The sequence below is a fragment of the Pseudomonas sp. RL_5y_Pfl2_73 genome, assembly GCF_963970515.1.
Classification (GTDB): domain Bacteria; phylum Pseudomonadota; class Gammaproteobacteria; order Pseudomonadales; family Pseudomonadaceae; genus Aquipseudomonas.
The window spans coordinates 45990-60202 of the sequence record NZ_CAXAPD010000028.1 but is presented as its reverse complement, the minus strand read 5'-3'; the positions used below and the strand labels follow the sequence as shown (position 1 = coordinate 60202).

Genomic DNA, 14213 nt, shown 5'->3' with positions numbered 1-14213 from the left:
GAGTCCCAAGCAAAAGTCAAAAGATCGCAGCCTTCGGCAGCTCCTACAGGGCGTCATCGGGCTGCCCGGTACTGTTTTTTTTTCTGTCGCTTTTCATAAGGAACCCCTGCGATGTCCCTGCATCCGGAACTCAATGCCTTCCTCGACCTGGCCGAAGAAAGCCAGGCCGAGGGCCCCGGGCCGTTTCACCTGTCGACACCGGCCCAGGCCCGTGAGGCGTTCGAGCGCACCACGGTGCAATTGCGCTGGAGCGCTCCGGCGGATGTGCAGTGCGCCGCTCACGCATTCACGACCCGTGACGGCGCGACGCTGGCGCTGCGGCTGTACCGTCCCGCCACGGCTTCGACCCAGGCGCTGCCGGTGCTGGTGTACTTTCACGGCGGTGGTTATGTGGTCGGCAGCCTGGACTCCCACGACGGCGTCTGCCGCGAATTCTGTGCCCGGACACCCTGCGCGGTGTTGTCGGTGGGCTATCGCCTGGCCCCGGAACACACCTTCCCGACCCCGCTGAACGACGGCGCCGACGCCCTCGACTGGCTGGCCCGGCAGGCCCGCGCCGAAGGCCTGGACCTGAGCCGCGTGGCGTTCGGCGGCGACAGCGTCGGCGCGACCCTGGCGACGGTGCTGGCGCTGCAAGCGGCCTTGGAACCCGCCTTGCTGGCGGTCAAGCCGTGCTTTCAATTGCTCTGCTACCCGGTGACCGATGCGTCCACCAGCAGCCCGTCCACCGAGCTGTTCGGCGAAGGTTATCTGCTGGAGAGTGAAACCCTCGAGTGGTTCTACCGGCACTACGCCAATGAGCCCACCGATCGCCTGGACTGGCGTTTCTCGCCCCTGCTGGCGCCCGGTTACCCAGGCCTGGCCCCGGCCCTGATCGCCCTGGCCGGCCATGACCCGCTGCTCGACGAAGGCCGCGCCTACGCCCGGCGTTTGCAGGCGCAGGGGGTGAGCGTGGAACTGATCGAATACACCGGCCTGATCCACGACTACCTGCGCTTGCAGAGCGTGGTGCCGGAGATTGACGAGGTGTATGGGCAGTTGAGCCAGGCGCTGCGGATTGCACTGACCGCCTGAGGGCCCACCATTCCCTGTGGGGGTGGTCTCAGGATGTGCACACGCCACAGCCCTCCCACAGTTGTGTTTGGGTGGTCTGAGGATTTGCATACGCCACAAATCCCTTGTGGGAGCGAGCCTGCTCGCGAAAGCGGTGGGGCAGCCGGCATCTGAAGTGACTGAAACACCGCATCGCGAGCAGGCTCGCTCCCACAGGGTATTGCCCATGTACCGTATTGGTAGGCACAAAAAAACCGGGTCAGGCCCGGTTTTTTTGTGTGCGGTGTTGCTTAGAAGTCGTAGGTCACCTCCAGCGAGGCCACGCGTTCCTGGCCGTAGTAGCAGCCGAACGAGTAGTTGCAGTTGGACACGTATTCGCGGTCGAAGACGTTCTGCACGTTCAGGCTGGTGGTGACGCCACGCAGGCTCGAGGTGGCCTTGCCCATGTCATAGCTGATGGTGGTGTCGAACACGGTGTAGGCAGGGACGTCGAACGAGTTGGCCGCGTCGCCCGGCTTGCGACCGGTGTGGCGGGCGCCTGCGCCGAAGGTCAAGCCATTGAGGGTGGCCTGGGTGAAGTGGTAGTTGGCCCACAGTGTGGCGGAGAACGGCGCCTGTTGCTCGCTGCGGTTGTCCTCGTTGCCGTAGTTGTCCTTGGTGTAGAACGAGTCGAGGTAAGTGGCGGCGGCCATGACTTCGATGTTGTCGACGGTGGATTTGACTTCCAGCTCGACACCCCGTGAACGTACCTGGCCCGACTGGATCGAATTCTGGGGATCGGCAGGGTCGGCGGTGACCAGGTTCTTCTGTTTGATCTGGAACACCGAGGCGGTAATCATCGTTTTGTCGAACGGCTGGTATTTCACACCCACTTCATATTGTTCACCCTCGGTCGGCTTGAAGGCCGTGCTGCTAGCGTCCGTGCCCGAGGTCGGCAGGAAGGATTCCGAGTAGCTGATGTAGGGTGCCAGGCCGAAATCGGTGACATAGGTCAGGCCGATCCGGCCGGTGAACTTGTTGTCACGCAGTGAGGAAACAGTGCGTGCCAGCAGGTCCTTGTTGTCCACTTCGGCCCAGTCCTGGCGGCCACCCACGGTCAGGATCCACTTGTCCAGCTTGATCTGGTCTTGCAGGTAGACGCCGGTCTGGCGAACGGTGTTGTCCCATTGGGTGTCCAGCGTCGGGGTCACGCTGCTGGTGTCGTAGTTGTTGTTATTGCCGTACAGGTCGATTGGCGCGCCTGTGATGTTGTAGCCCTTGTATTTACGGTTGAAATGGCGATAGTCCACGCCCGTCAGGGTGGTGTGCTCGAGGGCGCCGGTGTTGAACTTGTATTCCAGGTTGTTATCGACGGTGTAGGCGGTGTTGTGCTGCTGCCAGTCGAGTTTGTTGCGAGTGGCCTGGGTCTGGTCATTCCCAACGAAACCACGCAGGTAGAAGCCCCGATACTGGTCACGCACATCGGTGTAACGAGCCGTGGAGCGGAACGTCAGGTCATCGGTGAGGTTGTGGCTGAAGTCGTAGCCGAGAACGAACTGGTCACGCTTGTAGTCGTTCCACCGCGTGTCGCCGGAAAAAAAGTCCCGGTCGATCCGCTGGCCGTTGGGGCCGCGCTTCAGGGAGCCGATCATCGGCAGGGCTTGATAGTCCTCCAGGCCGTCATCGCGCTGGATCTGCGCCAGCACCGTCAACGAAGTGTCTTCGTTGGGTGTCCAGGTCAGGCTTGGCGCCAGCAGCATGCGTTCGCTGTGGGTGTGATCGACTTGTTGGTTGCCTTTTTTCGCCACGCCGATGACGCGGTAGCTGAACTCCTTTTGATCGTCGATTGGGCCGCTGGTGTCGAACGCGCCGTTGACCCGGTTGTAGCTGCCCGCGCCCAGCTTGATCTGGCTGCGCTGTTCAGTGGTCGGTCGCTTGGAGACCATGTTGATCAAGCCGCCGGGCTGGTTCTGTCCGTACAGCACCGATGAGGGGCCTTTGAGCACTTCGATGCGCTCCAGGGTATATGGATCGATTTGCGGCGCGCCGCCCAGGCTGCCGGCATAGGGCAGGTAGGCACCGTCGAGGTACAGCTGTGTCGGTGCGAACCCGCGGCTGGTGACTTCATCGGCGATGGTGTTGCGGTCGGTGAAGCCGCTGGTGTCCAGGCCCGGCGTGTAGCGCAAGGCCTGGGTCAGGTTGCGTGCGCCCTGGATGGCGATCTGGTCGGCGGTGACCACGTTGATGGTCTGCGGGATCTCGAGGATCGGCGTGTCGGTCTTGGTGCCGGTGGCGCTGCGGGTGGCGACGTAGCCGTCCACCGGGCCGTAGGCCGATTCCGCGGATTTACCGGTGATGGTGGTGGCGCTCAGTTCCAGCGAATCGCCCGCCGTCCTGGCGCGCACGCTGGCGGTGTTGCCCTGGATGGTGAACATGACGCCGGTCCCCACCAGCATCTGCGACAACGCTTGCGCCGGCGACAACCGGCCGTTCACCGGCTGGCTGCGCAGGCCCTGGACATCATCGGCGCTGTAGAGCACTTGCATGTTCGATTGATTGCTCAACGCCTGCAGGGCACTCGCCAGTGACTGCGCCGCAATGTTGAGGTCGACTTCCTGTGCCTGGACCTGCGCGCTGAACGGCATGGCCAGTGCCAGGCTGAACGCGGTGGCGCTGAAGCCTGGTTGCAGCAGGCGGCGCATGATCAGTGCCTTGGTAAAACGTGGAATTCCCGGAGTTGCTGGCATGTGTTTCACTCTTGCAGGTTTTAGTTTTAATAGGGTGTAGTTGTGATCAATTCTTAATTAGGACGCACCACCCCAGAAAAACCAGAATGAGAATCGTGATTATTTACGCGGGTTGCAGTTCGGTGATGACACGGCCGGCTTCCATGCGCACCAATTGGTCGGCCACGTCGAAGTAACGGTCGTCGTGGGAAATCACGATGATGGTCTTGCCCAGGCGCTTGAGGTCCGGCAGCAACTCCGTGTAGAAAATCCGCCGGAAGGTCGGGTCCTGGTCGGCGGCCCATTCGTCGAAGACCAGCACCGGACGCTCTTCCAGCCACGCATTGACCAGCGCCAGGCGCTTGCGCTGGCCAGTGGACAGGTCGGTGGTGGTAAAGGCGCCGTCGCGCACGCTGACCTTGTGGGCGATCTCCAGGCGTTGCAGGTATTGGTTGGCGTCGTCCGGGATATGGGTGTCGCCTTGGACGATGTCGTCGAACAGGTAGTAGTCGGCAAAAATCGTCGTGAACAACTGGCGATAGTCATCGCGGGTCACGGCCGTCACGGCGTGGTCGTTGAGACGGATTTCCCCTTGCTGCGGCGCGTAGAGGCCCAACAGCAGCTTGATCAGCGTGGTCTTGCCACAGCCGTTTTCACCGACGATGAACACGATGTCGCCCTGGTCGATCTTCAGGTTCACCGGCCCCAGGCGGAACGGCGTGGCGCCTTCCACCGCCGGGAAGCTGTAGGCCACATTGCTCAGTTCCAGCGTCTGCACCGGCGTTTTCGGCTGGCCCTGGTCGTTGAGTAGCAAGTGCGGTTCCGGGGATGAAAACTGTTCTGACAATTCGGCGATGCGGCGGAAGGCGATCTGCGCACGACTGACGATGGGCAGGGTACCGATCAGGTGTTCCAGCGGGCCTTTCATGTACAGCAACACCAGCACGAAACCGCTCATCACCGCTTTGTCGGCGCTCGGCCACAGCGACTGCAGGGCCAGGGCCAGGCCGATCACCACGAAGAACAGCATCGAGCCGAAGGTCTTGGCGATCACGAAAATGTTCACCGAGCGGATCTGCGTGTCGCAGATCTTGTCGGCGGTGTGCTCGATGCCCGAGACGAACATGCGTTGCCGACGGGGGCGATGGATGCGCAGCTCCTTGGCGCCTTCGGCAATGGCGTTGTAGTGCTTCTGCAATTCGTCCTCGGAATCGCGAGCCTCCATGAAGCCCTTGATCCCACGACCGCGGGCGATGTACTGCACCACGGTGCCGATGATGATTGCCACGACCATCATCAGGAACATCGGCCACGACAGCATCGCCAGGTAACCCATGCAACCGAGGGTGACGGTCAGGGAAATGGCGAGCGGGGCGAAGGCGAAGGCGAAGTCGCTGATGGTGTCGACGTCATGGGTCAGCACCGGGATCAGGCGATGGCTGCGGTAGCGTTCGATCTGCTGGATGGGCGCCGACAGGACTTTTTCCCCCAGCTCCTTGCGCAGCTTGGCGATGATCTTCTGGCCGACGTAGTTGGTGCCGATGTCGGAACAGATGGAACTGACGAGGGCCAGCAGGCACAACCCGGCGAACACCCCCACCACGGTGTGGCTCAGCCCGCTTTCGGCGTGCAGCACCTTGTTGATGGTCGCCAGCAGCACGGTCACGCTGAGACCACCGACCATGCCCAGCAGGATGGCGCCGATGACAATCAGCCGGAAGGGTTTGAGCAAGGTGAACAATTCATTGATCACCCCGCGTTTTGGTTGGCTCATGGAGGTTTCCTGCTAGATGAAAAGGGCGAACGCCATCGCGGGGCATTCACCGCATGGGCTGGAGGACGGCGGCACGCCGGGTTGGAGCGCGCCCACCTGTAGAACGATTGGATGGGAAGAGGATTTAGCGAGGAGCCGCCTGACACACATTATTGTGGCGAGGGAGCTTGCTCCCGCTCGGTTGCGCAGCGACCGCAAAATCTTGGGGCCGCTTCGCAGCCCAGCGGGAGCAAGCTCCCTCGCCACAAAAGCGGGGCTTCAGGTGTGTCCGGTAGGTTGATTACATATCCCGCGCCACCCGAAAACCGATCCAGTCGCCGCGGTCGCCTGGCACCAGTGCGTTGCGGTTGCCGGAGCGGGAGAACACTGGCGCCTCGCCCCAGTCGTTGCCGCGGATTCGTTTGAATTCGCACTTGCCGGTCAGCCAGGCGCTGCCGTCGCTCGGGGCGCCCACGTAGTTTTCGTTGTAGCAATCGGCGGTCCATTCGTAGATGTTGCCGTGCATGTCATACACGCCGAAGGCGTTGGGTGCGAAGCTGCCGGCCGGGGCGGTGAAGTTGTAGCCGTCGGCCGCGCCGTAGGTGTTGGCGTGCTGGGCGATGCTGTATTCCTTGCCCTCGTCAAAAGGGAAGGGGAACGACCCGGTGCTGCCGCCGCGTGCTGCGTACTCGCGCAGGGATTCGCTGACCAATCGGTATTGCTTGCCGGTCTTTTTCGACAACCACGCCACGTAGGCATTGGCCTCGGCGAAGTCCATGCACACCGCCGGGTGCCGGTCGGTGTACTGCTTGCGCGGGTCGCTGCCCTGGTAGTCCGGGATGCCGGCCTTGCAGGCGCGACCGGGACGCTCGTCGCCGTCGGGCATCGTGTAGCCGGTGTCGCGCAAGTAGGCGAACCATTCACCCTTGAGCACCTGCAAGCGACTGATCGCCAGCGGTTTGGCGAACGTCACTGGGTGCATCGGGCCTTCGTCGGGCTCGCGGCCTACTTCGTCGTCCGGTGTGCCCATCTGGAAGGTGCCGGTGGGCAGCACGACCATTTCCGGGCAGTCCTTGCAGTCACGAAAGACCTGGCCCGCTTGAGACGCCTGGGCGCCGGAGGGCAGCAGGGCGGCGAGGGCCAGTGCCGGGAGTAGCTTCAAGGAAAAACTGTTCATCTATTTCTCTCGTTAAAGTCAGGTTCAGAGTGTCTTGGCCAGCAAGCCCATGAAGCGATCGATCTCGGCTTCGGTGTTGAGCAGCCCCGGCGCGGTGCGGACCACCGGCCCCGCATCGCGATGCACGGCGTCGGCGATCACCCGGTTCTTCATCAGGTAAGCGGCGACTTCGTCGCTGTCGCGGCCCTTGACCCGGAAGAAGGTGAAACCGGCGGACAGGTCTGGGCTCAGCGGGGTGACCAGTTCGATCTGCGGCTGTGCCAGCAGCTGTTTTTTCAAATAGCTATTGAGGGCATGGATGCGCGCCTGCACCTCGGCCTTGCCCAATTGCAGGTGCAACTTGAACGCTTCGTCCGCCGCCCAGCGATGCTCGAAAGCGTGATAACCGCCTGGGGTCATGGTGGTGGAAAACGCCGTGGCTTCGGAGAAGGTCGGGATGATTGGCGTGACGTACTTGAGCTCTTCGCTGCGGCTGCACACCAGGCCCGTGCCGCGTGGGCCAAACATCCACTTGTGGGTGCCGGCGATGAAAAAGTCGCAATTCATGGCGGGGAAGCTGAGGTCTTCGACGCCGAAACCGTGCACGCCGTCCACCACATAAATGATCCGCTGTTCATCGCTGCGGCCCTGGTTGTGCTTGTCCACCAGGGCGCCGATCTTGTCGATCGGCAGCTTCACACCGCTGCCCGAGTGCACCCAGGTCATGCCCAGCACCCGGGTTTCGGGGCGGATGTTGCGGTCGATGGCCGTGAGGATCTGTTCATGGCTGGCGTCGTGGGCGTTGTCGAACAGCTTGATCTTGCGCACCCGTGTTTCCGTCCGTTGGGTGCGCAGGTCGAGAATGGTGTGAGTGGCGTAGTGTTCGTGGGTGGTGGTGAGTATTTCCTGGTCGGCCGCCACATGGACGCCGCCGTAGATCATCGACAGGCCTTCGGTGGTGCTGCCGGTGAGGGCGATCTGCTTCGGGTTCGCTTGCAGGTAGCGGCCGGCCCAGGTGCGGACGTTTTCCTCGCGTTCTTCGGTGACGCCCAGGTCCCAGTCCATCAACAGCCCCGGGTTTTTATCCAGGGCGGCGCGGTGCTTTTCGATGGCCTCGCGCACCGGGCGCGGGTGAGTGGTGACCAGGAAGTTGGAGAAGTGCAGGTAGTCCGGGTCCTGATCGAACAGCGAGCGCAGTTGCGCCCATTTATTTTTCGGCAGCGGCGGCAGAGGATCGGCGCTGGCCGTGGCGGGCAGGCTGGCGGCGAGGGGCAGGCCGGCGACGAGGATCCCGGCCTGCTTCAGGAAGGTGCGACGTTCATTCATGGCTGGACAGTCTTTTGGGTCGAGGCGAGGACGGGGCGGGCGGCTTTCTGGACCTGATCCCAGACCCGCAGGAAATTGCCGCCCCACAGTTTGGCGATGTCGGCTTCGGAGTAGCCGCGGGTCAGCAGTTCGGCGGTGACGTTGCGGATGTCGCCGACGTTCTCCCAGCCTTTCACTCCGCCGCCTTCGTTGAAGTCCGAGCTGATGCCGACGTGATCGATGCCGATCTTGCGCACGGTGTAGTCGATGGCCTCCCCCAGGTCCTTGAGGCTGGCCTTGGGTTCCTCTTCGAGAATGCCGTACAGCTGGCCGGCGTATTCGCCGAATTTCTGTTCCGGCCAGGCGGCGATGATCGGGTCGCCGGGCATCAGCGCCATCGCCAGGTTGGGCAGTGGCGGCAGGTCGAAGCGTTCGCGCAGGGCGTTGAGTTTGTCCTGGGTCTTTTGCGTCAGCGGCCGCAGGTATTGGGAGAAACCGACGATCTGCACCACGCCGCCGCTGGCCTTGATCAGTTGCATTTCCTTGTCGCTGAGGTTGCGCGCAATGTCGACCATCGCCCGTGGTGCCGAATGGGACGCCACCAGCGGCGTGCGGCTCAGTTGCGCGACTTGCTCCAGGGCTTGGGTCGACATCTGCGACACGTCAATGATCACGCCCAGGTCGTTCAGGCGCGTCACCGCTTGCTTGCCGATGTCCGACAGGCCGCCGAGGGCGTCGGGCGAATCGTTGAAGAACGGCAGCGGTCGCGAGGAGTCGGCCCAGTCGTTGTTGCCGATGTAGCTGAAGCCGAACATGCGCATGCCCCGCGCCGTCCACAGGTCCAGCAGGCTCAGGTCGTGGCCGAGGGGATAGGCGTTGAGCATGCTGATGAAGATCGCGAACTTGCCTTCGCCGTGCAGGCGACGGAAATCATCCGGGGTGTAGGCGATGGCGACCTGGTTGGGGAAGTCCCGGACCATGCCGGTGATGATCTTGTAGCGCACCTCCTGCTGGTTGCGCGCTTCCTCAACGAAGCCGGCGGTGGGCTTGTGCGGCGCGTTGGGGCCGTTCCACAACTCCGGCCAGCCAAACACCGTCAGGGCCGCACCGGACAACTGCCCGCGGTTGGCTTTCACCAGGTCGAACTGGCCGCTGCCGTCCTTGTCGGCTTCATTGCCGGCGGTGCCGAAATCCAGCGGTACGGTGATGTGGCTGTCGAAGGACAGCAGGCGTTCGTGCAGCTCCCTGGCTTCGTTCATGACTTTGACCGGGTAGCCGGGGTTATCCCGCCACCAGTGGTCCCAAGCCGCGACGCCAGCACCGACGGCCAACGCCAGGGCCAGGGGCAGGCCGATGAAAAGAGCCTTTTTCGAACGAGGTGTTGTCATTGCCGATCTCAGTCAGGTTCGCCTTGGAAGGACAGGCGCGGGGCCTTTGCTATCTGGGGAGAACGAGTGATCGGCGGGGAAATTTAGGTGTTCTCGGGGCCGCCATCGCGAGCAAGCTCGCTCCCACAGGGGACCGCATCCAATTCCACTGTGGGAGCAAAGCTTGCTCGCGAGGCGGCCTTGCAGTTGACCTGTTTCTGCTGAATGTACCCAGATCCCCTGTGGGAGCGAGCTTGCTCGCGATAGCGGCCTTGAAACCCACCCATCTCTTGCGAATGTACTCAGATCCATTGTGGGAGCGAGCCTGCTCGCGATGAGGCCCTCACAGCTGCCTATAAATTTGTCAGCCCACCCCTCGTTCTAGCTTGGATAAAGCCCGCTCCAGGGCTGGACACAGGTAAGGCAATGACGATTTCTCGACGATGGTTCATGGCAGGCCTGGCGCTGACCGGTGCCGCCGTGCCTGCGGTGTATTACGGGCATCGCGAACTGACCCGGCCGGACCCGACCATTACCCCCGGCGAGGCCTCGTTCGACGTGGCTGACGTAGAGGGCCAGCGCCGGGCCGATGCGTTGCGGGGCATCTGGACGATCCGTTTCACCGGCCGTGACGCCGGTCTCGAAGGTTTGCCGCAGGACGATTTGCAGCTATTGCTCGACATCGGCCAAAGGGGCCGTGGCCTGGTGGGCTACCTCGACACTGCCGAACGCTTGCGCGACACCGATGAGCCGCGTTATCGGGTGCTGGGCGACCTGGCCGGCACCGACCCGAAGCAACTGAGCTGGCGGCTGATGAGTGCCCGACAGGACGCGCCGGACTATGAATGCATCATGACCCTGGACGAAGTCTGGGCCGGCTTCGGCAATGCCGGCAGCGCCACCCTCAGCGGTCGTGTGTTGCGCCTGGACCGCCCCATGGCACTGCCTGAACAGGACAATCATTTCATCGCCCTCAAGCAGCGCTTCCCCGAGGCCCGGGAGCGCACGCCGCTGAGCCCGCCGTTGCTGGCCTGGCTGGTGTCGCCCGAGCATCGGCTGTTCCACCAGCTCTGGCACGCCACGCGGGACAAATGGCACACCCTGGACGAAGACAAGCGCAATGCCTTGCGCGGCATCGGCTGGCAGCCCGGCCCACGGGACCAGGAGCGTGATGCCCGCGGCCCGCGCAAGGATCGCAACGGCTCGGGCGTGGACTTCTTTTTCATGCACCGACACATGCTCGGCACGGCCCGTTCGTTCCAGCCGCTGCCGTCGTGGCCGCGCTTTCCCTTGCCGCAACCGGAGCTGGAACGCGATCGCCTTGGGTTTGCCCGCTACCTCGATAACCACGATGGCACGGCCTTGCCGCCCACCTGGCTGGCCGATGGCGACGCGCAGTACGCCCAGTGGGTCAGCGACATCAAGACCGCCGAGACCTACCACAGCAATTTCCAGGTCTGGGAATCGCGCTACCGCGACCCGCGCTACCTGTCGAAACTGACCCTGGGCCAGTTTGGTTCGGAAGTGGAATTGGGCCTGCACGACTGGCTGCACATGCGCTGGGCCTCGGTGCCGCGTGACCCTTCCAACGGTCACCCGGTGCCGTTCGCTCGCGACCCGGACGACTTCGCCGCGCGCTGGTACGCGCCGGAAAACGACTTCCTCGGTGATCCGTTTTCCTCCCACGTGAGCCCGGTGTTCTGGGCCTTCCACGGCTGGATCGACGACCGCCTCGAAGACTGGTTCCGCGCCCACGAACGTTTCCACCCGGGGGAAGTGAGCCGGCTCGACGTCAACGGCGTGCCCTGGTTCACCCCGGGCCGCTGGGTCGAAATCGCCGACCCCTGGCTGGGCCCGGACACCCACGGTTGCAGCACCACGCCGGGGCTGCAGATCGGACGTTCGGTGGAAATGGACCCGGAAACCATGAAGCTGGCCCTGCGCATCACCTTCGGCAGCGATGACAAAAAGCTCTCCGAACTGTTCCGCCGCGTGCCGCAACGGCCGTGGTATGCGCGCAATCTCAAGTCCAAGCCGGTGTAACCCCAGCCAGGTTTTTCGGATCGACCTGTTAGTTCTTACAGCAGACGCGGTCTGTTGTAGAGAGTACGTTGCTCCGGTGCGATGAGCATTGGAGGACTTCAAATGGAAACCAGCAAAGGCATCTTGGTTACGTTGGCTGAAAAAACCGGCGAAACCTATCGTGCGGTCAAACTCGATTTCGTCACCCGTATGACGGGCTTCGTTGACGACGACCCGAGCAAGGATTTTTCCGACTCGATCGTGGCCTCCTACAGCGTTCGCGTCTCCAGGACGAAGCCCGATGGAGCTTTGGACAAGGTCTCGATCCATGGCGACATCGATGGAGATAACGACGTGGACGAATACGACAAGCAGGCACTGATCGAGCTGGCGACGGCGGCGCTCAAGGTGCCGCCGCCCAAATAGCTTATCCCTGCGAATATCCACCGGATGAAGCCGGACACCCTTGTGGCGAGGGGATCTTCGCTGGGGGGCGCTCAGTAGGAGCTGCCGAAGGCTGCGATCTTTTGATCTTTCTCTTGGGACTCAAGCGTCAGGGGAAAGATCGCAGCCTCGTTGCACTCGTCAGCTCCTACGGGATGTAGCTCAGCACAATGACGCGGGCGCTTAGCGCGGCGCGGCGATGTCCAGGGCGCGGTTTGCCAAGAGCTCACTCAGCTCGACCATCTGCTGGATCCCCAGGGCAAAACTCCGCCGTGCGCCTTCCAGATCAAACGCCAGCTCATTGGCCATGGCATTGACCGATGCGAGGGTTTCGCTGAGGTTGGCCAGCAGGCATTCCAGGTCCGCGCCTTCGGCCACGGTGAACAACGGGTCCGGTGGTGGAGTGGGTTTTTCAGGCTTTGAGTCGAGGTAGTAGGCGAGGGCGCGGTCGGCGGCTTCGTCGAGTTTCTTGGAATCGTCTTCGGGGGGATTGGGGGTGATCTTGAACATGGCGTAACTCCTAGTATTCATTTTCAGGAGCCGACACCCTCGCTACCAAACGATTGGGTGGCGGCCGTACGCGGGTTGGTAGACCGGAGCACTAGGAACCCGGCGCGCCCGAAGACGCCCTGCGCACGGCCACCATGACACAGACGCGAGAGAGCATCTGTAGAAGGTGGCGCTTGCGCCTAGTTGACTCGCGGGCTACCAAACCCGATCGCTGAAATCAGCGACCCGGAAACAGTAAAAGCCACGAGCCAAGCGCACAAGCCGGCGGATTCTGGCGTAGTTGTAGGCGATGACGCAAGGCAGCGTAGCCTTGCTCGGGAGTCCTACATGGCCGGATAAACAGAGCCAAAGCCGAACACCATTACTGATCGTTCCCACGCTCCGCGTGGGAATGCAGCCGGGGACGCTCCGCGTCCCAGAGAGCCGAACGCAGAGCGTCCGTAGAGGCATTCCCACGCGGAGCGTGGGAACGATCGAAAGATGAGCCTGGGGCCTACATCACCCGCCAACCCCCACCCAACGCCTTATACAACGCCACACTTGCCTGCACCCGCGCCAATCGCAGTTGCACGTTCATGTCCTGTGCGGCGTACAGCGTGCGTTGGGTTTCCAGCACGGTGAGCAGGTCTTCGGCGCCGGCCTGGTAGCGGCGTTGGGCGATGTCGAAGGCGGTCTGGGCCTGGTGCAGTTCTTCGCTTTGCCATTGCCGTTGACGGTCCAGGCCGTTGATGCCGTTCAGGGCTTTTTCGACGTCGGCGAAGCCGTTGATGATGGCTGCGCGGTAGAGCTCCAGCAGTTCTTCCTGGCGCGCGGTGGCTCGGTCGCGTTCGGCGCTCAGGCGGCCGTTGTTGAAGATTGGCGCGGCCAAACCGGCGCTGAGGTTGTAGACGTTGTTGCGCAGCAACTGGTTGGCGATATCGGCGCCGGTGGCGAGGCTCAGGCCCAGGGTCATGCTGGGCAGCATGGCGGCGCGAGCGACGGTGATGTCGGCCTGGGCGGCGGCGAGGCGGGCTTCGGCGGCGGCGATGTCCGGGCGGCGGCTCAGCAATTGGCTGGGCACGCCAGCGTCGATGGCCGGCCAGTGCAGGCGGTCGAAACTGTCGTCGTCGAGTGTGACCGACTGCACCGGTTGCCCCAGCAGCGTTGCCAGGGTAATCAAGGCTTCGCGGGCCTGTTGCTGCACCTGGGGCAGCCGGCGTTGCTGGGCTGCCACCAGGCTTTTTTGCTGGGACAGTTCCAGGGCTGTGGCACTGCCGGCGTCGTAGCGGGTCTGCACCAGGTCGAGCACGCGTTGGGCATTGCCCAGGTTCTGTTCGGCGATGCGCTGTTGTTCGCGCAGGGACAAGGCCTGGGTGTAGCTGTTGGCGACGCCGCTGAACAGGGTCAACTCCACCGTCGCGCGGTCGAACTGGCTGGCCGACAACGTCTTCAGCGCACTGTCCCGGGCCGCCCGTTTGCCGCCCCAGAAATCCAGCTCATAAGTGGCGCTGAGGTTGGCGTCGTAGTAATCGATGGTGCGGCTGTTCCGATCCACATCCAGCTGGCTGTAGCTCTTGCCCCGTAGCAACTCCTGGCGATTGCCGTTGAGCCCGGCCGTGACCGCGGGCAGCAACGGTGCCCCGGCGATCACCGCGCTGGCCTCGGCCTGGCGCACCCGGGCCATGGCGGCGGCCAGGTCGTGGCTGTCCAGGCGCGCCTGCTCGATCAAACGGTTCAATTGCGGGCTGCCAAAGTGTGTCCACCACTGCTGGTTGTCCGCTCGGGCGCTGGGCGTATCGAGGTTCTGCCAGGCCGGTGGTGGTTGGAGGCCGCTGTCCGGGGCCGACGCAGGGGTGGCGCAGGCTGCCAGCAACAGGCTGGCGGCCAGGAGGGTCAGGTGGACTTTCATAGCGTGGGGT

10 protein-coding genes are annotated in these 14213 nt (G+C 63.1%); 3 read left to right on the top strand and 7 right to left on the bottom strand.

The genetic code is table 11. From position 1 onward, the window contains the following. The first annotated feature begins 111 nt into the window (after positions 1-111). On the top strand, positions 112-1074 hold the full coding sequence (locus AACY42_RS23135) for an alpha/beta hydrolase (RefSeq protein ID WP_339482564.1): 963 nt from the start codon (positions 112-114) through the stop codon (positions 1072-1074). Between the two features lie 269 nt (positions 1075-1343). Here the strand turns inward: AACY42_RS23135 and AACY42_RS23130 are convergent, their stop codons facing one another. The 5 genes from AACY42_RS23130 to pvdM form a co-directional block, all read right to left on the bottom strand. Beyond that, a complete protein-coding gene (locus AACY42_RS23130; protein ID WP_339482563.1) occupies positions 1344-3779 on the bottom strand; it encodes a TonB-dependent siderophore receptor in 2436 nt (811 codons plus the stop codon). A 103-nt stretch (positions 3780-3882) separates the two neighbouring features. Continuing rightward, positions 3883-5532 (bottom strand): cyclic peptide export ABC transporter, encoded by a 1650-nt coding sequence (locus AACY42_RS23125; protein ID WP_339482561.1) that lies wholly within the window; start codon positions 5530-5532, stop codon positions 3883-3885. Between the two features lie 280 nt (positions 5533-5812). Then, entirely contained in the window at positions 5813-6688 is an 876-nt protein-coding gene (gene pvdO / locus AACY42_RS23120; protein ID WP_339482559.1) for a dihydropyoverdine dehydrogenase, read from the bottom strand. A 24-nt stretch (positions 6689-6712) separates the two neighbouring features. Further along, entirely contained in the window at positions 6713-7993 is a 1281-nt protein-coding gene (gene pvdN / locus AACY42_RS23115; RefSeq protein ID WP_339482557.1) for a pyoverdine-tailoring periplasmic protein PvdN, read from the bottom strand. Then, positions 7990-9360, bottom strand: a complete 1371-nt coding sequence (gene pvdM / locus AACY42_RS23110) for a pyoverdine-tailoring dipeptidase-like protein PvdM (RefSeq protein WP_339482555.1) — start codon at positions 9358-9360, stop codon at positions 7990-7992. Before pvdM ends, pvdN begins: the two co-directional genes overlap by 4 nt. A 405-nt stretch (positions 9361-9765) precedes the next feature. Here pvdM and pvdP point away from each other — a divergent pair, with 405 nt between their 5' ends. Together pvdP and AACY42_RS23100 are read left to right on the top strand one after the other, a co-directional pair. Beyond that, positions 9766-11382: a pyoverdine maturation tyrosinase PvdP gene (gene pvdP / locus AACY42_RS23105; RefSeq protein WP_339482553.1), complete on the top strand. Its 1617-nt coding sequence runs from the start codon at positions 9766-9768 to the stop codon at positions 11380-11382. 102 nt (positions 11383-11484) lie between these two features. Next, positions 11485-11787 carry a hypothetical protein gene (locus tag AACY42_RS23100; protein ID WP_339482552.1) on the top strand — a complete coding sequence of 101 codons (303 nt, stop codon included), beginning with the start codon at positions 11485-11487 and terminating at the stop codon, positions 11785-11787. Positions 11788-11988: 201 nt separating this feature from the next. Here the strand turns inward: AACY42_RS23100 and AACY42_RS23095 are convergent, their stop codons facing one another. Both AACY42_RS23095 and AACY42_RS23090 read right to left on the bottom strand, forming a co-directional pair. After that, positions 11989-12315, bottom strand: a complete 327-nt coding sequence (locus AACY42_RS23095) for a DUF6124 family protein (protein ID WP_339482551.1) — start codon at positions 12313-12315, stop codon at positions 11989-11991. Positions 12316-12808: 493 nt separating this feature from the next. After that, a complete protein-coding gene (locus tag AACY42_RS23090; RefSeq protein ID WP_339482550.1) occupies positions 12809-14203 on the bottom strand; it encodes an efflux transporter outer membrane subunit in 1395 nt (464 codons plus the stop codon). Positions 14204-14213 lie beyond the last annotated feature (10 nt).

Coding starts and splice junctions, on each gene's coding strand:
- AACY42_RS23135 (WP_339482564.1), top strand. CDS start 112: ATGTCCCTGCATCCGGAACTCAATGCCTTCCTCGACCTGGCCGAAGAA.
- AACY42_RS23130 (WP_339482563.1), bottom strand. CDS start 3,779: ATGCCAGCAACTCCGGGAATTCCACGTTTTACCAAGGCACTGATCATG.
- AACY42_RS23125 (WP_339482561.1), bottom strand. CDS start 5,532: ATGAGCCAACCAAAACGCGGGGTGATCAATGAATTGTTCACCTTGCTC.
- pvdO (WP_339482559.1), bottom strand. CDS start 6,688: ATGAACAGTTTTTCCTTGAAGCTACTCCCGGCACTGGCCCTCGCCGCC.
- pvdN (WP_339482557.1), bottom strand. CDS start 7,993: ATGAATGAACGTCGCACCTTCCTGAAGCAGGCCGGGATCCTCGTCGCC.
- pvdM (WP_339482555.1), bottom strand. CDS start 9,360: ATGACAACACCTCGTTCGAAAAAGGCTCTTTTCATCGGCCTGCCCCTG.
- pvdP (WP_339482553.1), top strand. CDS start 9,766: ATGACGATTTCTCGACGATGGTTCATGGCAGGCCTGGCGCTGACCGGT.
- AACY42_RS23100 (WP_339482552.1), top strand. CDS start 11,485: ATGGAAACCAGCAAAGGCATCTTGGTTACGTTGGCTGAAAAAACCGGC.
- AACY42_RS23095 (WP_339482551.1), bottom strand. CDS start 12,315: ATGTTCAAGATCACCCCCAATCCCCCCGAAGACGATTCCAAGAAACTC.
- AACY42_RS23090 (WP_339482550.1), bottom strand. CDS start 14,203: ATGAAAGTCCACCTGACCCTCCTGGCCGCCAGCCTGTTGCTGGCAGCC.